We start from the raw sequence: 24,228 nt of genomic DNA, 5'->3' as shown, positions 1-24,228 counted from the left end.
GACGGTCGAATGCGACCGTCCAGTTCTGACGCAGCAATCATCAACACTCCACAATATTCACCGCCAATCCCCCGCGCGACGTCTCCTTATACTTCGTCTTCATATCGGCCCCCGTCTCGCGCATGGTTTTGATGACCGAATCCAGCGACACGTAGTGAGAACCGTCGCCGCGCATGGCCATGCGCGCCGCGTTCACGGCTTTCACCGAGCCCATCGCGTTGCGTTCGATGCACGGAATCTGCACCATGCCGCCCACCGGATCGCACGTGAGCCCCAGGTTGTGCTCCATGCCGATCTCCGCCGCGTTTTCCACCTGCGCAGGCGTGCCGCCAAGCACCGCCGCCAAGCCGCCCGCCGCCATGGAGCACGCGACGCCTACTTCGCCCTGACATCCCACTTCCGCGCCGGAGATCGACGCGTTCATTTTGTACAGGATGCCGATGGCCGCCGCCGTCAGCAGAAAGTCGATCACACCCTGCGCATTCGATCCCGGCACGAAGCGGTCGTAGTAATGCAGCACGGCGGGGATGATGCCCGCCGCCCCGTTCGTCGGCGCCGTCACGACGCGGCCGCCGACCGCGTTCTCTTCGTTCACCGCGATGGCGTACAGATTGATCCAGTCGATCATCGAAAGCGGATCGCGCAGCGCCTGCTCAGGCCTGCCGGTCAACGCGCGATAAAGCTGCGGTGCGCGGCGCTTCACCTGAAACGGCCCCGGCAGATGCCCTTCCGCATCCGGATTGCCGATACCGCAACCCCGCGCGACGCAATCCTGCATCACCTCCCAGATGTGCAAGAGGCCCGCGCGAATCTCGTCGGCGCTGCGCCAGACGCGCTCGTTTTCCCACATCAGTTGCGCAATCGACTTGTCGGATTCCGCGCACATTTTCAGCAGTTCGTCGCCGGTCTGGAACGGATACGGCAATTGCGCGTGCGCCGTGAGCACGGCCGTGTTCGGCGCGCCCGCCGTCACGACGAAGCCGCCGCCCACCGAGAGATACGTTGCTTCGCGGAGCAACTGACCGCCGGCATCGAATGCATAGAGTTTCATGCCGTTCGGATGCTCAGGCAGCGCCTGCCGATAGAACGCAATGTTCTCCTTCACCGTGAACGGTATTTCGTGCTTGCCGAGCAAGGCGAGCGTCTTCGTTGCGCGCACCGCTGCGAGTCGCGGCACGATGCTAATGGCATCGACGGTATCCGGCGCGTCGCCCATCAAGCCGAGCATGACGCCGCGGTCCGTGCCGTGGCCCTTCCCCGTCGCGCCGAGCGAGCCGTACAGTTCGCATTTGACCGACGTCACCGCGCCCAGCAGCCCGTCACGTTCGAGCCCTTGCGCGAACATGAGCGCGGCGCGCATCGGGCCGACCGTGTGCGAGCTGGAAGGTCCGATGCCGATTTTGAAGAGATCGAAAACGCTGACTGCCATGACTGCTCCTGCAAATTGAATTACCGCGCCGGCAGCGGCAGACACACCGCGAGCCACGCGGGAGGCGTCGGCGCGAGCCTGAGCGCCACCGGCGCGTAGCGGCCGTCGAGACGTGCCGCCAGATGAAAAAGCTCCGCTGCGTTCTTCGGGTCCCACTGGCCCGAGTAACCAGGCAAGCCGGCCTCGCGGCGTTTAGCGTCGAACGCGACGCTCGAATGCACGAATTCGTCGTGCGTCTTCGTGCCGATCGCGTAAGGCGTCAGCCAGTTGAGCGCGCTGGCGAGCGTCGCGCCCGTCGCCGCGCGCTCCGGCAGCCAGTTGCGGTTATGCCGCCGCGCCGCGAGCGCCGCCGTCACGAGGGGCTGCAAGTCGTAGGTGACGTAGTGCAGCGCGTCGCGTTCGGCGAAATCGACCGTTGAACCGTCCGGCGCGATGTTGTCGCCGATATGCTCGACAAAAAGCCGCTGCGCCGCGTCAATCATCTTGCGGTCGTCGATGGTGAACGCGCCCATCGCGATCAGCTTCACGCGATGGCTTTGCCAGTTGTTCCGGTACGTGCCCTTGAGCGGGCGCGGCTGTTTGCCGATATCGGCGACATAGCCGTTCACCAGCTTCGCGATGAACGCGTTCGCCGCGTTGCGCGTCTTGACCGGCAACGCGCTCGCCGTCAGATCGTAGGCCAGGATCAGCGATTCGAAATTGGTCTCGTCGATCGGGTTGAAGCTCGGCTGATACGTCGTGGTCCACGCCAGCAGATAACGGTCGACGAGGCGCAGATAACGTTCGTTGCCGGTGGCGCGCCACGCGAGCGCGGCGTCGCGCATCAGGTCGAGATCTTGTTCCGCTTCGACGCTTTCGTCGCGGATGCCTTCGTGCGGCAGCGTGCCTTCAGTGTGCAGGGTCGCGCGGGCGTTCGGCGCGTCGTTCACGTGCGATTGCACCATCTTCACCAGCGCCTTCACGCCGGGGTCGGCGTTCGTGCGCTCGCTCGTCTGCATGGCCGGCGCGGCACAGAAGTTCATCGCGGCATGCGCGGCGGGCGCGGTCATCGAAAGCGCGCAGAGCGCCGCCAGCATTGCGTGTGTCGCCCTGAAGCGGCTCGCCTCGTTCCCCTTTCGCACCTTCGGCGCCATACGCACTCCCTGATTGGCTTTGGTCCGGGGTGAGATGTTAGCCGTTCTCGAACGCACCGCAAAACCGCCCGACAAAGCTTGACGCTTCCGCGCGGCGCGGCGCGCCGTGCGTCACGCGTCCGCGTACTCCGAAACCGGCACGCACGAGCACATGAGGTTGCGGTCGCCATACGCGTTGTCGGCGCGGCCCACCGGCGACCAGTACTTGCGCGCCACCAGCGACTTCACCGGGTAGGCGGCCGCTTCGCGCGTGTACGCGTGGTTCCACTCGTCGGCCGTCACGACCGCAGCCGTGTGCGGCGCGTGCTTCAACACGTTGTCTTCGCGATCGGCGCGGCCTTCCTCGACCGCGCGGATTTCGTTGCGAATGGCGATCATCGCGTCGATGAAGCGGTCCAGCTCTTCCTTCGATTCCGATTCCGTCGGCTCGACCATCAGCGTGCCGGGCACGGGAAAGCTCATGGTCGGCGCGTGGAAACCGTAGTCGATCAGGCGCTTGGCCACGTCTTCCACCGAAATGCCGCTCGCTTCCTTGATCGGCCGGACATCGAGAATGCACTCGTGCGCGACGAGTCCGCCCGGGCCGCTGTACAGCACCGGATAATGCGGCGCGAGGCGCTTGGCGACATAGTTCGCCGCGAGAATCGCGCTTTCGGTGGCGGCGGTGAGGCCCTTCGCCCCCATCATCGCGATATACATCCACGAAATCGGCAGAATCGCGGCGGAGCCGTACGGCGCCGACGACACCGCGCCGATGCCCGCTTCGTCGCGCTGATAGCCGGTCGAGGTCTGATTCGGCAGGAACTTGGCGAGATGCGCGCCGACCGCGACCGGACCGACGCCCGGTCCGCCGCCGCCGTGCGGAATGCAGAACGTCTTGTGCAGGTTCAGGTGCGAGACGTCGCCGCCGAACTGGCCGGGCGCGCACAGGCCGACCATCGCGTTCATGTTCGCGCCATCGACATACACTTGCCCGCCGTGCTGATGCACGATGTCGCAAATCTCGCGCACGTTGCGCTCGAACACCCCGTGCGTCGACGGATACGTGATCATGATCGCCGCGAGATTCGCGGAGTGCTTTTCGGCCTTCGCCTTGAGATCGTCGATATCGACGTTGCCGTTCGCGTCGCACGCGACGACCACCACCTGCATACCGGCCATTTGCGCCGACGCCGGATTCGTGCCGTGCGCGGACGCCGGAATCAGACACACATTGCGATGCCCTTCGCCGCGCGACTCGTGATACGCGTGAATGATGAGCAGGCCCGCGTACTCGCCCTGCGAACCGGCGTTCGGCTGCAACGAGACGGCCGCGTAACCGGTGCACGCGACGAGCATCTGTTCGAGCTGGTCGATCATCGTGCGATAGCCGAGCGTCTGCTCGGCCGGTGCGAACGGATGAATCTGCGCGAACTCCGGCCACGTCACGGGCAGCATCTCGGACGTGGCGTTGAGCTTCATCGTGCAGGAGCCGAGCGGGATCATCGTGCGGTCGAGCGCGAGGTCCTTGTCGGCGAGGCTGCGCAGATAGCGCAGCATTTCGTGCTCCGAGTGATGGCGGTTGAAGACCGGATGCGTGAGGTAGTCGCTCGTGCGTTTCAGCTCTGCCGGAAGCGAATCGCTGATGGATGCGTCGAGCGCGTCGATGTCGAACGTTTCGCTCTTGCCCGCGACTTCCGCGAACAGCGCGAAGAGCTTCTGCAAGTCGTCGCGCGTGGTGGTTTCGTCGAGCGATACGCCCACTTGGCTTGCGCCCACGCGCCGCAGATTGATATGCGCGGCGTAAGCGGCCTGATGCAGCGCGGTCGTGTTCGCGCCGCTTTCGATGGTGACGGTATCGAAAAATGTCTTGTTCGCGATGCCGTAGCCGAGCTTCGCCACGCCCGCCGCGAAAATCGACGCCACGCGGTTCACGCGCAGCGCAATCGTCTTCAGTCCTTGCGGGCCGTGATAGACCGCGTACATGCTCGCCATGATCGCGAGCAGTGCCTGCGCCGTGCAGACGTTCGACGTCGCCTTTTCGCGGCGAATATGCTGCTCGCGCGTTTGCAGCGCGAGACGCAACGCGGAATTGCCTTGCGCATCGACGGTCACGCCGACCAGACGCCCCGGCATCTGACGCTTGAATTCGTCGCGCACGGCCATGTACGCCGCGTGCGGACCGCCGAAGCCGACGGGCACGCCGAAGCGCTGCGTGTTGCCGATAGCGACATCCGCGCCCCATTCGCCCGGCGGCGTGATGAGCGTGAGCGCGAGCAGATCCGCCGCCGCGACGACGTGGCCGCCCGCCGCGTGAACCGCTTCGGCGAGCGCGCGGTAGTCGTGCACGTCGCCGTTCGCGCCGGGATATTGCAGCAGAACGCCGAAGGCGTTGGCGCTGGCGGCATCCGCTGCGGGACCGACCTTCACGTCGATGCCCGCCGGCTTCGCGCGCGTCTTCACGACTTCGATGGTTTGCGGCAGCACGTCGTCCGCGACGAAGAACACGTTCGACTTCGGCTTGCCGACGCGTTGCAGCAGCGTCATGGCTTCTGCGGCCGCCGTTGCTTCGTCCAGCAGCGATGCGTTCGACATGGCGAGACCGGTCAGGTCCATCACCATCTGCTGGAAGTTCAGCAGCGCTTCGAGACGCCCCTGCGAAATTTCCGGCTGATACGGCGTGTAGGCCGTGTACCACGCCGGATTCTCCAGCACGTTCCGCAGGATCACGGCAGGCGTGTGCGTGCCGTAATAGCCTTGGCCGATGAAGGTTCGGAACACCAGATTCTCGTCCGCGAGCTTGCGCAGCGCCGCCAGCGCCTCGGCTTCGCTTTTCGGCTGCGTGAACGCGCCTAGCGGCAGCGTTTCCTTGCGGCGGATCGTGTCGGGAATCACCGCGTCGATGAACGCCGCGCGCGACGCGAAACCGAGCGCATCGAGCATCGCGCGCTGGTCGGCCTCGTCGGGGCCGATGTGCCGGCCGGCGAACGCATCGTGGCATTCGAGCGCGGCGAGTGACAGGGAAGTGCGGTTCATCGGACGATCCGGGTGTTCGAGCTTCATGTGAATTCCTGCGAAAGCGGCCCGCGTGCGAGCCGCTTTCGTCTGATAAGAGTTATTCGCCGATCGACTTGCCGTAGCCTTCGGCGTCGAGCAGCTTGTCGAGGCCCGCATCGCTCGCGGGCTTGATCTTGAAGAGCCAGCTTTCGTACGGCGCGCCGTTCACCTGATCCGGTGACGACGTCAGCGCGTCATTCGCCGCGACGATTTCGCCCGAGACCGGCGCGTAGATGTCGGAGGCGGCCTTTACCGATTCGATGACCGCGATGGCGTCGCCCGCCGCGACGGACTTGCCCGCCGCCGGCAGCTCGACGAACACGATATCGCCGAGCGCCTCTTGCGCGTGATCGGTAATGCCGACGGTCAACGTGCCGTCGGACTCCGTGCGGACCCATTCGTGCGATTCGGTGTATTTCAGATCGGCCGGGATGCTCATTGGATGCTCCTTGCGTGGTTCGTTCGTGAGGTTCTGGGTCGGAGGAAACGGGCGCAACCACGTTATGCCAGTTCGACTAGCACCTTGCCGTTGCGCACGAACGGAAGTTTTACCACGCGCGCGGGAACTTGCTTGTCGCGGATGACGACCTGCACCGTATCGCCCGGCGCGACGGCCGTCGGCACGCGGGCGAACGCAATCGACTCCTGCATGGACGGCGAAAACGTGCCGCTCGTGATCTCGCCTTCGCCGTGCGGCGTCACGACCTTTTGATGCGCCCGCAGCACGCCGCCCGCACGACCGTTTTCCTTGATGAGCACGAGCCCGACGAAGCTCGCCTTGGAGCCGTTCGCCTCGAGCGCCGCGCGGCCGACGAAATCGCGCGGCGTCTTTAGGTCGACGGTCCAGGCGAGGCCTGCGTCGAGCGGAGAGACGGTTTCGTCCATGTCCTGACCGTAGAGATTCATGCCGGCTTCGAGCCGCAGCGTGTCGCGCGCGCCGAGGCCCGCCGGTTTGACGCCCGCGGCGAAGAGCGCGGTCCACAGCTTCTCGATACTCGCAGCCGGCACGACGATCTCGAAGCCGTCCTCGCCCGTGTAGCCGGTGCGCGCGAGCATCAGTTCGCCGTATTCGGTGGACGGGAACATGACGGCGTTGAACGGCTTGATGGTTTCGGTCCCGGCCCGCGTGTCCGGCAGCACGTTCCACACCTTTTCGCGTGCGTTCGGCCCTTGAACGGCGATGATGCCGAAATCGCGGCGCGGCGTGATCGTGAGATTGAAGTTGCCGTCGGCGTTCAGCTTCCCGAACCACGCGATGTCGTTGTCCGCCGTGCTCGCGTTCACGACCACGCGAAAGCGCGTTTCCGAGAAGTAATAGACGATGAGGTCGTCGATCACGCCGCCGTCCTCTTTCAGCAGGCACGAGTAGAGCGCCTTGCCGGGCGTGGTCAGCTTGTCGACATTGTTGGCGATCGCGTGGCGGAAGAACGCGCGGACGGCGTCGCCCTCGAAATCGACGACGCGCATGTGCGACACGTCGAACATGCCGGCGTCGGTGCGCACGGCGCGATGCTCGTCGATCTGCGAACCGTAGTTGACGGGCATGTCCCAGCCGCCGAAATCGACCATGCGCGCGTTGAGCGCGAGGTGAGCGGCGTGCAAGGGCGTGTGTTGAAGTTCGGTCATCGGGGCCTCGGTTCGCGGAGCAAAAAAGGCCACGCAACGCGCTTTCGCCTCCGGATGGTCGCCTTGCTCGCGGCTCGATGCAGCGTAAACAAGGCATCGACCCGCCAGGCGGTTGCGATGCGTGACCCCTCTGTCCTCGGTACCTGAGAGATTGCGCGGATTCGCAAGTGTGTGCTTGCGGGTCCATCGCGCGCCCCTTCGGTGGGCAACTGGCTCGATGCGTGCCGTTGCCGCTCTCCAGAGTGCGAGGAATGTATCCTCGACGCGGCCGGTCCTTTTGCCTGAGAGTTTGTGGGTGTGCCCCTTCGGCGGCGCGGCGCTCGCTCGCGCGACGCCACGCGCTCTCCCGACGCGTGCGGCAGAATTTACGCGAGGGGAATGGGGTTGTCAAACGGATTCGGGTGTTGGACTTCGCGCTTTTTGACGGCCCGCGCGCCCGACGTTTCGCTGTCGTCGGCGGAACTTTGAAGAAGAGAACGCGGACGACGAACAGTCGCTACAGGGGATAGGCGATTTCGCTTTCTAACGGTCGACTCCACTGACCACACCCGGCCCCGTCGCACGCGCGTACGCGAAAGTAGATCGCCCCCGTCACGAAGCCTTTACGCGGGCTCCAGTTCGTCGTTGTCTCCCGAGCTTCGTTCTCCCAGCTCTCGCCGTCCCGACTCCATTGAATGTCATACGTCTCCGCGCCTTTCACCGGCGCCCATTGCAGGACAGCATCGCTGCCCCGCAAACTTCCGGCAATCACCGGCGCGGCAAGTAGTCGATGACCCGCGCCATAGCTCACCGGCACGCAGAACAAGCCGAATAGGGCCAGCGAGACTGCAGCGCAGGAAACGATGTTTCGCGTCTTGCGCTGGCAAGTTGATAAGCCATGCGGTCGCGGCGTTTTACGAGATTCCAAGTTCAGTTCAGGCATTGGTTGTTAGGCGTTGAGGACAGAGCGAAGATGAGCGCGGCGCTCATGTTAGCCGCTCAAATGCCACCCTCCGCCCTTCCCGCTCGCTCTGCATCGCCAGCTCGATGACCGTCATCACATCGACGGCATCTTGCGGCGTCACCGGAAACGGCTTGCCGTCGGTCACCGACGCCGCCAGCGCGCGATAAAACTCCACATAAGCGCCATCGCGCGTCGCGAACTGATGCCGCAGATCGTGGTCGCCGTCTACTTCGCGCAAGAGGCCCGGCGGATTCTTGCCGAATTCCGGATTGCCCGGCCGCATGCCGGAGCGAAGCTGGTCTTCCTGCACGTCGAGGCCGGTTTTCACATAGCTGCCGCGCGTGCCGTGAATCGAAAAGCGCGGCGGCTCCAGCGCCGCCAGCGCGCTCGCGTGCAGCACTACTTCCTTGTCCGCGTAACCGAGCACGAGATGCACGTAGTCCGGCGCGTGCGCGTGGTCGCGATGCGCCTTCACGAACGCCGTCACCGTCTGCGGCGCGCCGAACAGCGTCAGCGCCTGATCGATCAGATGCGGCCCCAGATCGAACAGCAAACCGCCGCCGCGCGCCGCTTCTTCGCGCCAACGCTGCGGCACTTTCGGGCGAAAACGGTCGAAATGCGATTCGTAATGCGTGATGCGCCCGAGCCGCCCGCTTTCGATCAGCGTGCGCACCGTCAGAAAATCCCCGTCCCAGCGGCGATTGTGAAACGGCGCGAAGAGCAATCCGCGCTCGGCGGCGAGATCGGCGAGCGTGCGCGCATCGCGGGCGGACAGCGTGACCGGCTTGTCGACGACCACATGTTTGCCCGCCGACAAAGCACGGTGCGCGAGGTCGAAGTGCGTGTCGTTCGGCGTGGCGATGACGACGCACGGAACGTCGGTGAGCGCGATGAGCGCATCGAAGTCCGCGACGATGCGCGCATCCGGATAGTCGGCGAGCGCGCGCTCGGCCTGACTCGTCGCGATGGCGGCGACCTTCGCGCGGCCGCAATGCTCGATGACGGGCGCGTGGAACGTCGCACCGGCCAGGCCATAGCCCATCAGGCCGACTTTCAATGCTGAACTCATGGAAGGGATCATCCTGTCGTGAATCGGGCGGATATTGTGGCACGGGCTTGCACGGCCAGAGCCGCCATCCACAAGCGAACGGGGGCCAAAACCCGTCGCGGCCTATCGTGTTAACATCGCGCTCTCGAATTTGCCGTGCGATCAACGGGTTGCGCGGCGGTTCTCGCAGTTCAATCAGCGGCGCGGTTTGCTCCGTGCGCCGCTCGCCACACTCGCCAAAGTCCAGAACGATGTCCGCAGGTCTCAACGCCGCCCAAAGCGAAGCGGTGCGCTATCTCGATGGTCCCTGTCTCGTGCTCGCCGGCGCGGGCAGCGGCAAGACGCGCGTCATCACGCAGAAAATCGCGCATCTGATCGAAGGACGCGGCTTCGAGCCGAAGCACATTGCCGCGCTCACCTTCACGAACAAGGCCGCGCTCGAAATGCGCGAGCGCACCGCGAAGCTGCTCGAAGGCAAGACACTCACGACGCCCGGCAAGGAAGGCCGCAAAGTGCCGGTCAATCAGCTGACCATCTGCACGTTTCACTCGCTCGGCGTGCAGATCATGCGGCAGGAAGCGGAGCACGTCGGCCTGAAGCCGCAGTTTTCCATCATGGATGCCGACGACTGCTTCGGCATGGTTCAGGAGCAGCTCGGCACCACGGACAAAGGGCTGATCCGCAAGATTCAGTCGATCATCTCGCTGTGGAAAAACGCGATGGTCTCGCCCAATCAGGCCGCCGTGCTCGCGAGCAACGAGGACGAGCATCAGGCGGCGATCGTCTACCGCAGCTACGCGGCGACGCTGCACGCGTATCAGGCGCTCGATTTCGACGATCTGATCCTGCGCCCCGCGCAGCTTTTTGCGGAAAACGAGCACGTGCGGGAGAAGTGGCAGAACCGCCTGCGGTACTTGCTGATCGACGAGTATCAGGACACGAACGCCTGCCAGTACGAACTGCTGAAGCTGCTCGCCGGTCCGCGCGCCGCGTTCACGGCGGTCGGCGACGACGATCAGGCCATCTACGGCTGGCGCGGCGCGACGCTCGAAAACCTCGCGCAGTTGAGCAAGGACTTTCCGAAGCTGCATGTGGTGAAGCTGGAGCAGAACTATCGCTCGACGGTGCGCATTCTGACGGCGGCGAACAACGTGATCGCGAACAATCCGAAGCTGTTCGAGAAGAAGCTGTGGTCCGAGCACGGCATGGGCGACACTATCACCGTGACCGGCTGCAATGACGAAGAGCACGAGGCCGAGTCCGTCGTGTTTCGTCTGTCGGCGCACAAGTTCGAGCGGCGCGCGGCGTTTCGCGATTACGCCATTCTGTATCGCGGCAATTTTCAGGCGCGCATCTTTGAACAAGTGCTGCGGCGCGAGCGCATCCCGTATGTGCTCTCGGGCGGACAGTCGTTTTTCGACCGCGCGGAGATCAAGGATCTGATCGCGTATCTGCGTCTGATCGCGAATCCCGACGACGATCCCGCGTTCATCCGCGCCATCACGACGCCCCGGCGCGGCGTCGGCAACACGACGCTGGAGGCGCTCGGCGCGTTCGCGGGCGCGGCGAAGGTGTCGCTGTTCGAAGCGGTCTTCATGGGCGGCATCGAGGCGCGGCTCTCGGCGCGGCAGGTGGAACCGCTGCGCACATTCTGTGAGTGGATTCGCCGCCTGTCGGACCGCGCGGGCCGCGATCCGGCGACCGAAGTGCTCGACGACATGATGGAAGCCATCCACTACGAAGCGTATCTCTACGACGCGTTCGACGAGCGGCAGGCGCAATCCAAGTGGCAGAACGTGCTGGAGTTTCTCGAATGGCTGAAGCGCAAGGGCACGAAGCCCGAGGCATCGCCTGAAGCGGAGCAGACGGGCTTCGATACCGCCGACGGTCTCGCCGACGAAGGCAAGAACCTGCTCGGGCTGATTCAGACCGTCGCGCTGATGTCGATGCTCGAAGGCAAGGACGAAGACCCCGACGCAGTGCGCCTTTCGACCGTGCATGCGTCGAAGGGACTCGAATATCCGCACGTCTTTCTGGTCGGCGTCGAGGAAGGCATCATGCCGCATCGCGGCGGCTCGGACGACGACGCGCCCATTGACGACGCGCGCATCGAGGAAGAGCGCCGGTTGATGTACGTGGCGATCACGCGGGCGCAGCGCAGCCTGCATCTGAACTGGTGCAAGAAGCGAAAGCGCGCGCGCGAGACGGTGGTATGCGAGCCGTCGCGCTTCATCCCCGAGATGCTGCTCGACGACGCCCCGCCGCCGACGCCCGAAGAAGCGCCACTCTCGCCCAAAGATCGCATGGCGATGCTGAAGGCGATGTTGCAGAAGAACTAACGCTTCTGCGTTCTCGCGTTACTTCGCGGCGTTCACCATGTAATCGACGGCGGCCTTTACGTCGGCATCCGACGCGTTCGATCCGCCCTTCGGCGGCATCGCGCCCTTGCCGTGCAGCGCGTAGTTGTAGATAGTGTCCATCGGGTCTTTGAGACGCGGCGCCCAAGCGGCCTTGTCGCCGAACTTCGGCGCGTTGAGCACGCCCGCCGCGTGGCACGCCTGACAGACCTGTTCGTAGAGCGCCTTGCCGGCTTGGGATGCATCGGCGCTTTGCGCGCCCGCCGCCGGAGCCGATGCCGCCTGCGGCACGGAAGCGAGTGCCGCGACGGCGGCTGCGGCTTGGGCGTTTTCGGTCGAGCTGGCGCCCGCTGCGCCGGAAGCCGCCGCCGGCGCGGAAGCAGACGACGGCGCCGATGCCGATGCCGCAGCGCCCGGCGTGGGCTGCGCCGGCTCGTCGAACTTCGCGCCGCCGTTGTTCGCCATGTAGACGACGGCGCGCGCAATCTCGAAATCGCTGTAGTCGTCGGGGCTGGTGCCGCCGCGCGGGGGCATCGCGCCCTTGCCGTTCAGTGCGTTGTGGACGAGCGTGTCGTAACCTTCGCCGATGCGCGGCGCCCATGCGCTGGCATCGCCGAACTTGGGCGCGCCGGCGGTGCCAGCGGCGTGACAGGCCGAGCACACGGCCTTGAAGACTTCCTCGCCGGTTTTGTAGACGCGCGGCGCGTTGGCGTCGCGGATATTGACTTGCGCGGCCGGCGCGATTCTCTGTTCGACGGATGCGTCGAGATTGGTGCCCGCGCCGGTGCGCGTCGTGTTGTCGACGTAGACCGCAAGCAGAACGATGATGGCGACGGGAATGCCGAACCCCGCGATAACCGCCGCGATGAGTTGGCCGGGTGTCTTGATCGGGGCTCCGTGGGGTGCTTCGCTCATGCTTGTCTCGTCTCCCGTTTTTTTAGGTGAGTCGGTTCAGTGACAGCGTGACAGCTACCGCTTCGGCCCTGCGTCGCCGAGGGCACGGACGATTATAGACGGAACGCTTAACGGAAGGCGCGGGGCGGCGGGGCCGGTGGCGCGGGCGTTTACCCGAATCGTGTGAGGCTTCGCGCGCGGCGTCCAACCCCGCGCGATGGACGGATTCGCCGAAACCGGGTATCCTCTCGGATTCGCATGGGCCTTGCATGCCGTCTCTGGCACCCACTCGCAAGGCTTCCCGCCGAAGCGCCCGTAGCTCAATGGATAGAGTACTGCCCTCCGAAGGCAGGGGTTGCTGGTTCGATCCCAGCCGGGCGCGCCAAAGCACAAGTAGCTTCCGTTCCGCGTCTACCGCTTCTCGGCCGTTGAGGCGAGACGGCGCGTTGGAGTGTCTCGCTAATCGCTAGCCCGATTTGGCATCGCCGCATGACTGCGTATTCAGACGCTGGGTTGGCCCGCCAGGCGGCGTGTGACAAACACTTGATAAAGTAGCGCCCGTCTACAACTCGCCGGCAAGGGCTAGAAAATGGCGCGATCTCAAAAACCAGACGTCATCGACCGCATCTTCGACACACTTTGGAACCCAGCAACCAGGTCGCTGTCTCGAAGCGTAGTCACTAACGATGATGTTGTGAAGGCGATTCTCTGGTGCAGACAAAACAAAGGCTCAACACTGTCCGAGAAAAATCCGGCGAATTTTATGAAGGACATCATCCGTGGTCACGGCGCATCCAACATGTGGCCCGAGAGACTGAAGCAGCTTCGCTATGGAGGTCGACAGGTCACGGGCTACGGGAACGTTTTCGAGTTCGTGCCGTATGAACCTGGTCAGATTGAACCGTTTCCAAATCGATTCGGCTGGCACAAGGGCGTCTGGTCGCATAGGATACAGAGCATCTCAATGCCTTTAGCGACCAAGGCGCTCGGAAGAGATGACGAGACTTACCTTATTCAAGTCGCAGTGAAACTGGCGGTTGTAGAGACTCACTTTGCACTGCGCTCCCCTCTCAAAGTTATTGAGCTGAACCATTTGCAGATAGGGATCAAGCTCAGACTTTGCGAGGTCGATGCGCTGTTCGCGGCAAGTTATGTCGATGAAAACGGCGACGTGCAGCAGTTGATCATTACAGCTGAGGCTAAGAAGAAGAATCAGCGAATATTAGAGGAGCAAGTGATCCAACAGGTCAAGGCGGCGTTTAGCGAGACGAATACTGATCTTGTCGTTCCTATTGCAATGACTTCCGTGGCCTCAGGTATCTACATTGCAGAGTTCAAGGCCGTTAGGCGCGACGAGTTAGCGGACTTCACTGCACTTGAACTCGCAGAAGAAGCGTCATACGAGCTCTGTCCCAGCGTCAAAGGGATATAGCACCAGCTGTTCAGCAGGCACGCGCACCGTAGTTCTTTCGTCCCATTGCTTACGCTTCGGCGCTCCCTTCTTGTCACGTTTGCCGATGACTACAGGTACGCCGAAATGGTTCGCTGCCTGCCCCATGTCCATTCGCAGCAGCCCGCTATTGCCAAGCTCCATCTCTTCGTCCGGTACGACAGGTTGCACACCAAGGGCGGTCATTACCTGGGCGGCCACTGCGCGAGCAAGCGGCGGAGGCACTGCGTTTCCGATCTGCCGGGCTCCATGCCATTTCGTCTGATGCAGGCGAAACCAGTCCGGAAATCCATGCAGGCGCGCCATCTCTCTCACGGTCACGCAGCGCGCGTATTTGTAGTGCACTGGCCGGGGGGAGGTAAAGGCGCCGCGGGCGCTATCGGTACCAGCGCGCAACGTGTTACTTACTCCTGAGCTCGGAAGTTTAAAGAAACGTGAAATCGGCTCGACTTCCCCTTCGCCCGTAGCCTTGAACCTTCGACGAGAAATTTCCGTGTGATCAGTCCGCATACTACTCGTCAGCAAGCCCGGGTTGAACTGACGCTTGTACGAGAAATCCCAATCAGCACGAATCAAACCGCGCAAAGGCCTCGCGTAAGCGCTGGCCTTGCCCCACTTCACTCTCACTGAATCCGAGCTATTGAGTTCCGGGAACTGTTCCGCGTCGGGAATATCTTCCAGTGCGTCGTAGCAAGACGGCCCCTCAGGAAGCGTGGGTAAATCAGCACGCGAGCCAGCGGGGCGGAACATTGGCTCCGGATAGGTCGGAAGATTTCGACCTCTCTTGCACCCCATCAGGATGAGACGTTCACGATGTTGCGGCGCGCCGAAGTGCGCTGCATTGAGGATTCGCCAAGGAAGGCGAATCTCATAGCCGATGCTCGAGAATTCGTCGATTAGCTCCTGAAGGAACTGTGCATGTTTCCCCACCGTGATGCCTTTGACGTTCTCGAAAACGAATGTCTCAGCGTCCAATTCACGTACGAGGCGAACAAAGTGTCGGACGAGTGCGTTGCGCGGATCGTCGAGAGCGCGTTGCCCAATAAGCGAGAACCCTTGGCAAGGAGCGCCTCCAAAGACTACGTCGATCTTCCGCTTGCCGATGCCGGCAGCACTCCGGATTTGCGAACCCGTAAGATGCTCGACGCTTTGCGGGATCACAGCACAGTGAGGGAAGTTGAACTCATGGACCGCGGCATGAATCGGGTCGATCTCGACGGCAGCGACTACGTCAAAGCCTGCTTGTTCGAACCCGAGCGATAGGCCGCCAGCACCCGCGAACAAATCAATACCTAATGGTCGGCTCATCGTCAATCTCTTCCCCTGTTCAAGCGAAATATCCAAGACGGAATCCTACCGGATTGCGGTCAAGTTGTCGATCGAATTTTCGGGGCTCCGAGGAAGGAGATAAGCTTCGTCTCTAACCAGTTTGCATCGTTGAGTTCGCACTGCCACAGCGTCAAAACCGCCCATCCATCAGCCGTCAACGAACGAATATTTGCTTCGTCCCGCAGCCGGTTAGCTCCGATCTTGGGGGCCCAGTACTGAAGACCGGACTTCGGAAGAGCGCCTTTCTTGCAGAAGTGACCATGCCAATAGCAACCGTGCACAAAGATTAGCTTTTTTCTGCCGGCGAACACTATGTCCGGCGATCCCGAAAGCTCCTTAACGTGCAAACGATACCGATATCCCAGTCGGTGCAGCGTCCTTCGCACGAGCAGTTCCGGCCCTGTGTTCTTTGTGCGAACGGCGCGCATGATCTTGCTGCGCTGAGCGGGAGTCCGAGTGTCTACCATCTTGGGGTTGCGAAGTCACCAGCGAGTGTCCGGCCGGTCCGTCGAGGACAACCCGACAGGAGCGCAGCACTTAATAACGCTATGTGGGAACAGCCCAGGGTGCCCAGCACTAATTGAGACGGGGCGTTGAGTCCTGTGAGTAAGCAAATGACAGGCCATCAATTTGCCCGGTGCCGGAGTTAACGCGGCCGAGCGAAAGTCGTAGAGTTGCATTGTCGCGTCGGTATGAGCCGAACCATAGCCCACAACAAGCAAGGTGATGTCGAAGTCGGCGTTTAAACAGGCTACCTGCGATGTTTAATCGTTCTAACCTGTCGGCCTTTCCTCCACCGAGGCTCAAAGGTAACGCAGCCTGCCTCGCAGCCGACGACCTCGCAGTTCGTCGCGACTTCTCCGTAGGCAGGGGTTGCTGGTTCGATCCCAGCCGGGCGCGCCAAGTCGCACATCTGTCGCATCAACGACAATCCCCCCACGAAACTCAAGCCCCGCACGCACTCTGCCGTTAACCCTACGGCCAACCGCGTCCATCGCGGCCGCGCGAGCACAAAGCAAAAGAAAAAACCAGGGGTTCACATGCAGCACGCCCACCACCCGCCACGCTGGCCTCATGCCTTCGCGTGGGCGGCGCTTCGGCATCCCGAACGCGAACAAGCCACGCTGCGCGTCGTGCTGGGCGCCGTCGTTCTCCTCGCCTACGCTTGCTATGCGTGGCGCTTTCCGTCGCGCGATGCGTCGCTGGTTGCGCAAATCGTCGGGCTCTATGTGTTGTACGGTGCGGTCACGCTGCTCATCGTCAGCCGCATGGCGTCGCCATCGACGAAGCGGCTCATGATCACGACGATCGCCGATCAGGCGCTCGTCGGCGCGGCGCTCGCCGCTGGCGGCGACAGCGCGCTGCCGCTCCTGTGGGTGGTGTTCTGGTTTTTGATCGGCTCCGGCTGCCGCTACGGCAAGCGCACGCTCGCCGTCTCGAGCGCGACGGCCATCTCCGTGATCGCCGCACTCGCGCTGTGGCAACCGTGGTGGAACGCGAACCTGTCCGCTGCGCTCGGGCTCGCGCTGAGCGTGCTGGCGGCATCGGTGTACCTGACCGTGCTCGTCGATCGTCTCGGCAATGCCAATCGCCATCTCGCGCGCCAGGCATCGACCGATCCGCTCACCGGCCTCGCCAACCGCTACGCGCTCGAACACATCGTCAATCGCACGATGGAGGCCGCAGCGCAGGACACCGCGCTGCTTCTGATCGACCTCGACGGCTTCAAGGAAGTCAACGATACCTACGGCCACGCCATTGGCGACTTGCTGTTGCAGCAGTTCGCCGACGTGCTCGCCCGCCGCATGCCCAATAGCGACACCGTGGCGCGCCTCGGCGGCGACGAGTTCGTGGTGCTCGCGCATCATGCGCAGAACCGCTCCGCCGTGCTCGCCATCACCGAAGGCATTCACGCCGCGCTCGCGTCCATCACGTCGGTGGAAGGGCGGGCCGTCTCGGTCTCCGCGAGCATCGGCGCGTGCATGCTGTCGAGCACCGCCGACGCGCGTCACGCCGACATCCACGCCGTGCTGCGCGCCGCCGACCGCGCCATGTATCGCGCGAAAAGCCTCGGCATCGGCAAAACAGTGTTTGCCGAAGCGCGAGACTTCGAGGCCGGCTAGCGCGTCACGCCGACATCCACGCCGTGCTGCGCGCCGCCGACCGCGCCATGTATCGCGCGAAAAGCCTCGGCATCGGCAAAACGGTGTTCGCCGAAGCGCGAGACTTCGAGGCCGGCTAACGCGTCCCGCCGACATCCACGCCGTGCTGCGCGCCGCCGACCGCGCCATGTATCGCGCGAAAAGCCTCGGCATCGGCAAAACGGTGTTCGCCGAAGCGCGAGACTTCGAGGCCGGCTAGCGCGTCACGCCTCGACGCTCGTCCACGACTGCTCGCGCAGCTTGGCGCGCAGACGCGCGACCGCCTGGCTATGCAGCTGACACACGCGCGATTCGCTCACTTCCATCACCGCGCCGATTTCGCGCAGGTTCAGGCCGCGTTCGTAGTAGAGGCTCATCAGGAGCTTCTCGCGTTCCGGCAGCTTGTCGATGGCTTCGATCAACGCGCCGCGCAGGCTGTCGTCGAGCAGCGCGGACAGCGGGTCCGAACGGTCGACGCAATAGCGGTCGAGGAACGGCTCGTCGTCGGCGGAGCGGTCGAAGTCTTCGTAATAGATCAGCTGGCTGCCGTGCAGGTCTTGCAGCATCGACTGATACTCGTCGAGCGGCAGCTTCATGTGCTCGGCAATCTCGGTCTCGCTCGCGGCGCGGCCGAGGTTCTGCTCGACCTTGTGCACCGCCGATTCCACTTCGCGCGACGTCTTGCGCATGCTGCGCGGCAGCCAGTCGTTGGCGCGCAGTTCGTCGAGCATCGCGCCGCGAATGCGCTGGCTCGCGTAGGTTTCGAATTGCGCACCCTGATCTTCCTTGTAGCGGCTCGCCGCATCCAGAAGGCCGATCATGCCGGCCTGAATCAGGTCGTCGAGGTCGACGCTCGCCGGCATCTTGGCGACGAGCTGAAGTCCCAGCCGTCGAACGAGCGGCGCATATTTCGTCAGAACGTCCGACTGTGAGAGTTTGCCTTGGGCGTTGTACATCTGAGTCACCTTAATCTTGATCACATCGACGCCGTACTGGTCAATGCATGACTGGAAAACATCGACGCCATGCGCCCCGTGTCCCGTCCGCCCTTGTCAGCCTCGCCAACCGAAAACCGCGCGTCATTCCGGACCTGCGTCTCGCGCTCAGACGGCGCGGGACGCATCGGCCAATGCAGAAGCTCCGCCGCAATCTGCCGGTAGTCGCGCGCCGCGGCTGTCGCCGGGAACGCTTCCACCGCACAGCGCGAGAGCTCCTTCGCCCGAGTGACGCGCGCATCCTCGGACACATACCCTGCCTGCACGAGCGACACGGCCAGATACCGGCTCGCGACGCCCGACAGGTTGTCGAACGCGACCGCCGCGTCAGCCGGGTTCTGCACGTGATTGACGAGCACGCGGAACTGGCCGATCGCATGGGCGTAGTGCAGACGCTTGATGCACGCATACGCCTCGGTGATCGCGGACGCGGCCACCCGCGTCACGATGAGAAAGTCATGCGCCTGCGCCGCGAGCGACGAGAGCGCGCCGTATCGATCGAGTTGCGCGTCGATCAGCACGATGTCCGCCGGTCCGTCGAGCAGCGCTCGGCACTGCGCAACGTCGTGGCTGATGCGTTCGTCGCGCGGCGCGGCGATCAGCGAGAAGCCGAACGGCGTGCGCGTCACGGCGTCTTGCAGCGCCTCGCGGCCCGACATGACCGCGGCGAGCGCGCCCGCGCCGGACATCCCAGTCATGCGCGTCACCGATCCCGCGTTCTGGCGCTCGTCGATCACGAGCACGTCCTTGCCATGCACGGACAGCGCCGCGCCCAGATTCACGACCGCCGACGTACAGCCGATGCCCGCCGGTCCACCCGCCACCGCCACCACGCGCGAACCGCCACGCGTGAGCAGCCTTCTCAGGCCTTCAGCCTGGTCGAGCACGAACTTATCCAAAGCGGACCTCATGCAGTTCGGTGGTGGCGCGCGCGGACAGAGCGGACAGCAGTGCCGGCACTTCGTCGTCCTGCGGCACGAACGGCGAGCCCTCGCGCGGAATGCAGAACGCGCTTTTGATCAGAAAACGCTTTGTCGCGACGTACAGGTTCTCCGGCACCTTCTGCCCGGTCGACACGTAATGCACCGGCAGCTTGTAGCGGATGACGGTATCGAGCACGCCGCCGAGATTCGTTGCTTCGTCGAGCTTGGTCAGGATGCAGCCCGCGAGCGGCGGCTGATCGGCCGCGCTCTTGTAGGCCTGCACCACTTCGTTGAGCGTGTCGCCGTGGCTCGTCGCGTTGAGCAGCAACAGGCGCTGCACCGGATGACCCGCGCCGCAGAGCATCGAAATCTGGTCGGACACCATGCGATCGCGCTGGCTCATGCCGATGGTGTCGATCAGCACGATGTGCTTGTTGCGCAGTTCCGAGAGCGCGAGCTGCAGGTCGGCGGCGTCCTTCACCGCGTGAACCGACACGCCCAGAATCTTGCCGAAGATGCGCAGTTGCTCGTGCGCGCCGATCCGGTAGCTGTCGGTGGTGAGCAGCGCGACCTTGCTCGCGCCGAAGCGCATCACGCAGCGCGCGGCGAGCTTCGCGGTGGTCGTGGTCTTGCCGACGCCCGTCGGGCCCATCAGCGCGAAGACGCCGCCGCGTTCCATGAGCGCGTCTTCGTTCGCCATGACCGGCAGGTTCGATTCGAGCACCTGCTGCACCCATTCCATGGCGTGCTCGGCGCTTTCCATCTCGGGCATGTTGTCGACAACCATGCGCACGAGTTGCGCCGAGAAACCGGCGGCGAAGAGGCGCTTGGTGAGGCCGGCGTTGCCCGGGCTGCGGCGCTGGCGCTCGCCCCAGAGGAGACCGGAGAAGTGCTCTTCCATCATCTCGCGCATGGAGGAAAGCTCGTGCATCACCGTTTCGTTGACGACTTGCTCCATGCGTTGGCGGATTGCTTCCGTGACGACGGCCGCCGCGTTGGCGGGCAGGCCATCGACCGCATTGTCAGGCGCTGCCTCGGCTTGCGGCGCGCCTGCGTTGATCTTGTGCGCGGCGCGGCGAGCGGCGACTTGCGCGGCTTCGCGCGCCCACTCGGGCGTGTCGATTTTCGACTGCGCGGGCTGACGTGTCGCGCGTTGCGTCTCTTGCGGCTTTTGCGCAGCTTTCTCCGCTGCGGCCTTCGGCGCCACCGGCACGCCAAGACCGCGAGCGATTGCGGCGGATGCCGTCAGCGGACGATTCGACGGCGTCGCGGCCTGCTCGGCGATGCGTCGCGCGTGCTCGATGAGCCACGGATTGGAATCGGCCATCGTGCGCGGCGCTTCGTCGGCGTGCGTTTCGCGTGCGGCGTCATGATCCGCGATATCGGCTTCCGCTTCCGGATTCGCGCCGAACACCGAGGAAAACACGTCGCCGCTCGCATACGGATTCGCGGCGGATTGCTTCGCGGCCACGGCGGCTGCGGCTTGCGCGAGCGCGGCGCGCGGCGTGGCGCTCGGGAATGCGGCGGGCGCCTGTTCGTGCGCAGCGGGCGAAATGGATGCGAGATCGTAGTCCGCGACGCCCATGATCTCGACGGAACCGTCGTCCAGCGTGCGGTTCGACAACACGACGGCATCGGGGCCGAGGGCTTCACGAACCTGGCGCAGTGCGTCGCGGCTATTCGCGCCAATGAATTTACGAATGTTCAAACTTGCCCCCGATGAGGTATGAGACTGCGATCTTTGCGAGGCGGGCGCTGCCGGATGACTTAGGGCGTCCGCTTTTCAGTGAAGCCATTATTGCGAAGAAGCCCTATCGCCTATTGCGGGATAAAGGGTGAGAAACAGGGGTATTTCGACTGATGGACGACGCCGGAAGCTCGCGGCTGCGTCGGGACGGGAAAAGATTCCGCTTATCGGCGGACACGGGGCGTTGTGGCGGCGTAAGCTGTGGGGCCAAACGCCCAGTGCCAACAGGAGACTTGACCGCATGACCTCCGACGTTTCCCCCGCCCATTCCAGTCAGACCACCGGCGCGCGCCTTGTCGTGGATGCGCTCGTGCATCACGGCGTCGAGCGCGTGTTTTGCGTGCCGGGCGAGAGCTTTCTTGCCGTCCTCGATTCACTGCACGACGAGACCGCGCAGATCCAGACCATCGTGTGCCGTCACGAGGCGGGCGCGGCGAACATGGCCGAAGCGGTCGGCAAGCTGACTGGACGTCCGGGCGTCGCCATCGTGACGCGCGGGCCGGGCGCGACGCACGCGTCCATCGGCGTGCACACCGCGTATCAGGACTCGACGCCGATGATCCTGCTCATCGGCCAATGCGCGCGCGACCATATGGATCGCGAGGCGTTTCAGGAGATCGACTATCGCCGCATGTTCGGGCAGATGGCGAAGTGGGTCGCGCAGATCGACGATCCGCGCCGCGTGCCGGAGTACATGAGTCACGCCTTTCACGTGGCGACGGCGGGACGCCCCGGGCCGGTCGTGCTCGCGCTGCCGGAGGACATGCTGACCGAAGCGTGCGAAGCCGTGCCGCCCGCGCCGCATTACCAGCGCGTTGCCGCGTCGCCCGCGCCCGCGCAGATGGAGCGGCTGCGCGACCTGCTTTCGAATGCGAAAAAGCCGTTCGTGATCGCGGGCGGCAGCGGCTGGACCGAAGCGGCCACGCAGGACTTCGCCCGCTTCATCGAACGATGGAAACTGCCGGCGGGCTGCGCGTTTCGCTTCCAGGACACGCTAAACAACGAGCATCCGAATTACGCGGGCGATGTGGGCCTCGGCATCAATCCGGCGCTGGCCGCCCGCGTGCGCGACGCCGACGTGCTCTTCGTGCTCGGCCCGCGCATGGGCGAATCGACGACGGGCGGCTACACGCTGCTCGAGATCCCGAAGACCAAGCAGACGCTCATCCACGTTCATCAGGGCGCGGAGGAATTGGGGCGCGTCTATAGCGCGGATCTGCCGATCGTATCGGGGATGCCGGAGATCGCGTCGTTTCTGGCTTTATTGGAACCACCTGCCGAGATTCCCTGGACCGGAAGCGCCGAAGCCGCGCACGCCGCGTATCTGGAATGGCGCAAGCCGCGCCCGATGCTCGGTGACGTTCAGTTAGGCGAGCTCATGCGCACGCTCTCGGAGCGTCTGCCCGCCGATGCCATTCTGACGAACGGCGCGGGGAATTACGCGACGTGGCTGCATCGGCATTACGCGTACCGGCACTTCCGCTCGCAGGTCGCCCCGACGAGCGGCGCGATGGGTTACGGCGTGCCGGCCGCGATCGCGGCGAAGTCGCTCTATCCGGAGCGCACGGTGATTGCCTTCGCGGGCGACGGCTGCTTCATGATGGCGAGCCACGAGATCGCGACGGCCATGCAATACGGACTGGCGGTGATTTTCGTGGTGGTGAACAACGCGCAGTACGGCACGATCCGCATGCATCAGGAGCGGCACTATCCGCATCGCGTGCATGGCACCGGGCTGACGAACCCGGACTTCGTTGCGTATGCGCGGGCGTTCGGCGCGCATGGCGAGCGCGTCGAGGCGACGGACCAGTTCATGCCGGCGTTCGAACGCGCGGTGAGTTCGGGACTGCCTGCGGTGATCGAGATTCGCATCCCGCAGGATCAGAGCACGCCGGGGGCGACGCTCGAGCAGGTGCGGGAGCAGGGGAGGCGGTGAGCGCCTGAGTCCTCGATTGCGAGGGCCAAGTGAAACGGCCCGCCGCGCACTACACGCGCCGGGCCGTCCTTCTCTAGCTTTGCGACTAGCCTTACTTCCCGCCCACGCTCTGCAACGTCGTCCACTTCCCGCCGACGACCTTATACAGCGTGATCCCGCCGTTCTTCAGATCGCCCTTCGCGTCGTACGCGAGGTGGTTCGTCGTCACGCCCTGCATGTCGGTCTTCGCCAGCAGCGGCAGGTACTTCGCCGGGTCCGTCGAGTTGGCCGCCTTCATCGCGGTGAACATGGCCATGGCGCCGTCGTAGGCATACGGCGAGTACGTCTGCACGTCTTCGTTGAAACGCTTCTTGTATTTCGCTTCGTATGCCGCGCCGCCCGGCATTTCGTTCATCGGCAGGCCGGCGAGCGATGCCACCGTGCCTTCCGCCGACTCACCCGCGATCTTGACGAACGTGTCGGTCTTCACCATTTCGCCCGCCATCAGCGGCGCGCGGAAGCCGAGCGTCTTCATCTGCTTGACCATCGGAGCAGCCTGCGAATCCGCGCCGCCGTAGTACACGAGGTCCGGGTTCATCGACTTGATCTTGGTCAGAATCGCCTTGAAGTCGACAGCCTTGTCGTTCGTGAATTCGCGATCGACGATCGTGCCGCCCGCCGCCTTCGCCGCCTTCTCGAACTGGTCGGCGAGACCCTGGCCGTATGCCGTGCGGTCATCGACAATGGCGATCTTCTTGACCTTCAGGTTCTTCACCGCGAATTCGCCCGCGACCGAGCCTTGCTGCGTGTCGGACGTCATCATGCGGAATGCGGTCTTGAAACCCTGCGTCGTGTATTCCGGCGCGGTGGCCATCGCGATTTCGGGAATGCCGGCGTTCGCGTAGATGCGCGATGCGGGAATGGTCGTGCCCGAGTTGAAGTGGCCGAGCATACCCTTGATGCCGTCGTCCACGAGCTTCTGCGCGACGGTCGTGCCCGTGCGCGGGTCGGCCTGGTCGTCCGCCGAATCCAGCACGATGCGAACCGGCTTGCCGCCGATCACCGGCTTCGTCGCGTTGAATTCCTCGACCGCGAGCGTGATGCCGTTCTGAAAGTCCTTGCCGTAGTGGGCTTGCGCGCCGGTCATCGGGCCCGCGAAGCCGACCTTCACCTCGTCTGCCTGCTGTGCGAATGCGGTCCCCGCGAACGACAGGCCGGCGAGCGTCATGGCGGCTGCCAGCTTGGTCATCGTGTGCTTCATA

Annotated in this window: 18 protein-coding genes, 1 tRNA gene and 2 riboswitches; of the genes, 5 read left to right on the top strand and 14 right to left on the bottom strand. The window is 64.0% G+C overall.

What is annotated here, in order from left to right; translation table 11 throughout:
• Positions 1–40 precede the first annotated feature (40 nt).
• The 7 genes from P9239_RS18630 to P9239_RS18600 form a co-directional block, all read right to left on the bottom strand.
• The gene (locus tag P9239_RS18630; protein ID WP_309753494.1) at positions 41–1,429 is read right to left on the bottom strand and encodes an L-serine ammonia-lyase; all 1,389 of its coding nucleotides are present in this window, start codon (positions 1,427–1,429) and stop codon (positions 41–43) included.
• Positions 1,430–1,449: 20 nt separating this feature from the next.
• Positions 1,450–2,505, bottom strand: coding sequence for an alginate lyase family protein (locus P9239_RS18625; protein WP_404980108.1), 1,056 nt, complete (start codon positions 2,503–2,505; stop codon positions 1,450–1,452).
• A gap of 168 nt (positions 2,506–2,673) precedes the next feature.
• A complete protein-coding gene (gene gcvP, locus P9239_RS18620) occupies positions 2,674–5,604 on the bottom strand; it encodes an aminomethyl-transferring glycine dehydrogenase (protein WP_309753490.1) in 2,931 nt (976 codons plus the stop codon).
• Between the two features lie 52 nt (positions 5,605–5,656).
• Positions 5,657–6,037, bottom strand: coding sequence for a glycine cleavage system protein GcvH (gene gcvH / locus P9239_RS18615; RefSeq protein ID WP_309753488.1), 381 nt, complete (start codon positions 6,035–6,037; stop codon positions 5,657–5,659).
• A gap of 62 nt (positions 6,038–6,099) precedes the next feature.
• The gene (gcvT, locus tag P9239_RS18610) at positions 6,100–7,224 is read right to left on the bottom strand and encodes a glycine cleavage system aminomethyltransferase GcvT (protein ID WP_309753486.1); all 1,125 of its coding nucleotides are present in this window, start codon (positions 7,222–7,224) and stop codon (positions 6,100–6,102) included.
• Between the two features lie 120 nt (positions 7,225–7,344).
• A riboswitch (glycine riboswitch) is annotated at positions 7,345–7,475 on the bottom strand.
• Between the two features lie 7 nt (positions 7,476–7,482).
• Positions 7,483–7,583: riboswitch (glycine riboswitch) on the bottom strand.
• A gap of 137 nt (positions 7,584–7,720) precedes the next feature.
• Complete coding sequence (locus P9239_RS18605; RefSeq protein ID WP_309753484.1) at positions 7,721–8,146, bottom strand: hypothetical protein; 426 nt, start codon at positions 8,144–8,146, stop codon at positions 7,721–7,723.
• A 43-nt stretch (positions 8,147–8,189) separates the two neighbouring features.
• A complete protein-coding gene (locus P9239_RS18600; protein WP_309753482.1) occupies positions 8,190–9,236 on the bottom strand; it encodes an oxidoreductase in 1,047 nt (348 codons plus the stop codon).
• 230 nt (positions 9,237–9,466) lie between these two features.
• On the opposite strand from P9239_RS18600, the gene P9239_RS18595 reads away from it, so the two are divergent.
• On the top strand, positions 9,467–11,554 hold the full coding sequence (locus P9239_RS18595; RefSeq protein ID WP_309753480.1) for a UvrD-helicase domain-containing protein: 2,088 nt from the start codon (positions 9,467–9,469) through the stop codon (positions 11,552–11,554).
• A gap of 18 nt (positions 11,555–11,572) precedes the next feature.
• Here the strand turns inward: P9239_RS18595 and P9239_RS18590 are convergent, their stop codons facing one another.
• Positions 11,573–12,487 (bottom strand): c-type cytochrome, encoded by a 915-nt coding sequence (locus P9239_RS18590; protein ID WP_309753479.1) that lies wholly within the window; start codon positions 12,485–12,487, stop codon positions 11,573–11,575.
• Between the two features lie 288 nt (positions 12,488–12,775).
• Here P9239_RS18590 and P9239_RS18585 point away from each other — a divergent pair.
• Positions 12,776–12,851 (top strand) — tRNA-Arg (locus P9239_RS18585).
• Between the two features lie 309 nt (positions 12,852–13,160).
• Positions 13,161–13,898: a hypothetical protein gene (locus P9239_RS18580; RefSeq protein ID WP_309753477.1), complete on the top strand. Its 738-nt coding sequence runs from the start codon at positions 13,161–13,163 to the stop codon at positions 13,896–13,898.
• Here the strand turns inward: P9239_RS18580 and P9239_RS18575 are convergent.
• Positions 13,863–15,260, bottom strand: coding sequence for a DNA cytosine methyltransferase (locus P9239_RS18575; protein WP_309753476.1), 1,398 nt, complete (start codon positions 15,258–15,260; stop codon positions 13,863–13,865). The genes P9239_RS18580 and P9239_RS18575 overlap by 36 nt on opposite strands.
• A gap of 23 nt (positions 15,261–15,283) precedes the next feature.
• Positions 15,284–15,673: a very short patch repair endonuclease gene (locus tag P9239_RS18570; RefSeq protein ID WP_404989715.1), complete on the bottom strand. Its 390-nt coding sequence runs from the start codon at positions 15,671–15,673 to the stop codon at positions 15,284–15,286.
• A 612-nt stretch (positions 15,674–16,285) separates the two neighbouring features.
• Between P9239_RS18570 and P9239_RS18565 the strand changes: the two genes are divergently transcribed.
• Positions 16,286–17,368 carry a GGDEF domain-containing protein gene (locus tag P9239_RS18565; RefSeq protein WP_309753473.1) on the top strand — a complete coding sequence of 361 codons (1,083 nt, stop codon included), beginning with the start codon at positions 16,286–16,288 and terminating at the stop codon, positions 17,366–17,368.
• A 242-nt stretch (positions 17,369–17,610) separates the two neighbouring features.
• Here the strand turns inward: P9239_RS18565 and P9239_RS18560 are convergent, their stop codons facing one another.
• Genes P9239_RS18560 through flhF form a run of 3 tightly spaced genes read right to left on the bottom strand, consistent with a single transcriptional unit; the run spans position 17,611 to position 21,012 of the window.
• Positions 17,611–18,342 (bottom strand): RNA polymerase sigma factor FliA, encoded by a 732-nt coding sequence (locus P9239_RS18560; protein WP_309753471.1) that lies wholly within the window; start codon positions 18,340–18,342, stop codon positions 17,611–17,613.
• A gap of 20 nt (positions 18,343–18,362) precedes the next feature.
• Positions 18,363–19,280, bottom strand: coding sequence for a MinD/ParA family protein (locus P9239_RS18555; RefSeq protein ID WP_309753469.1), 918 nt, complete (start codon positions 19,278–19,280; stop codon positions 18,363–18,365).
• On the bottom strand, positions 19,273–21,012 hold the full coding sequence (gene flhF / locus P9239_RS18550; RefSeq protein ID WP_309753467.1) for a flagellar biosynthesis protein FlhF: 1,740 nt from the start codon (positions 21,010–21,012) through the stop codon (positions 19,273–19,275). The genes P9239_RS18555 and flhF overlap by 8 nt, the downstream gene beginning before the upstream one ends.
• Before the next feature lie 280 nt (positions 21,013–21,292).
• Between flhF and P9239_RS18545 the strand changes: the two genes are divergently transcribed.
• Positions 21,293–22,987 carry a thiamine pyrophosphate-binding protein gene (locus tag P9239_RS18545; protein WP_309753465.1) on the top strand — a complete coding sequence of 565 codons (1,695 nt, stop codon included), beginning with the start codon at positions 21,293–21,295 and terminating at the stop codon, positions 22,985–22,987.
• A 91-nt stretch (positions 22,988–23,078) separates the two neighbouring features.
• Here P9239_RS18545 and P9239_RS18540 read toward each other — a convergent pair whose 3' ends face one another.
• The gene (locus P9239_RS18540; protein WP_309753463.1) at positions 23,079–24,227 is read right to left on the bottom strand and encodes a branched-chain amino acid ABC transporter substrate-binding protein; all 1,149 of its coding nucleotides are present in this window, start codon (positions 24,225–24,227) and stop codon (positions 23,079–23,081) included.
• Position 24,228 lies beyond the last annotated feature (1 nt).

Source organism: Caballeronia sp. LZ062 (genome assembly GCF_031450785.1).
Taxonomy (GTDB): Bacteria; Pseudomonadota; Gammaproteobacteria; order Burkholderiales; family Burkholderiaceae; genus Caballeronia.
Note: the sequence above shows the minus strand (reverse complement) of the source record. Positions and strands in the feature narration are given on the sequence as shown.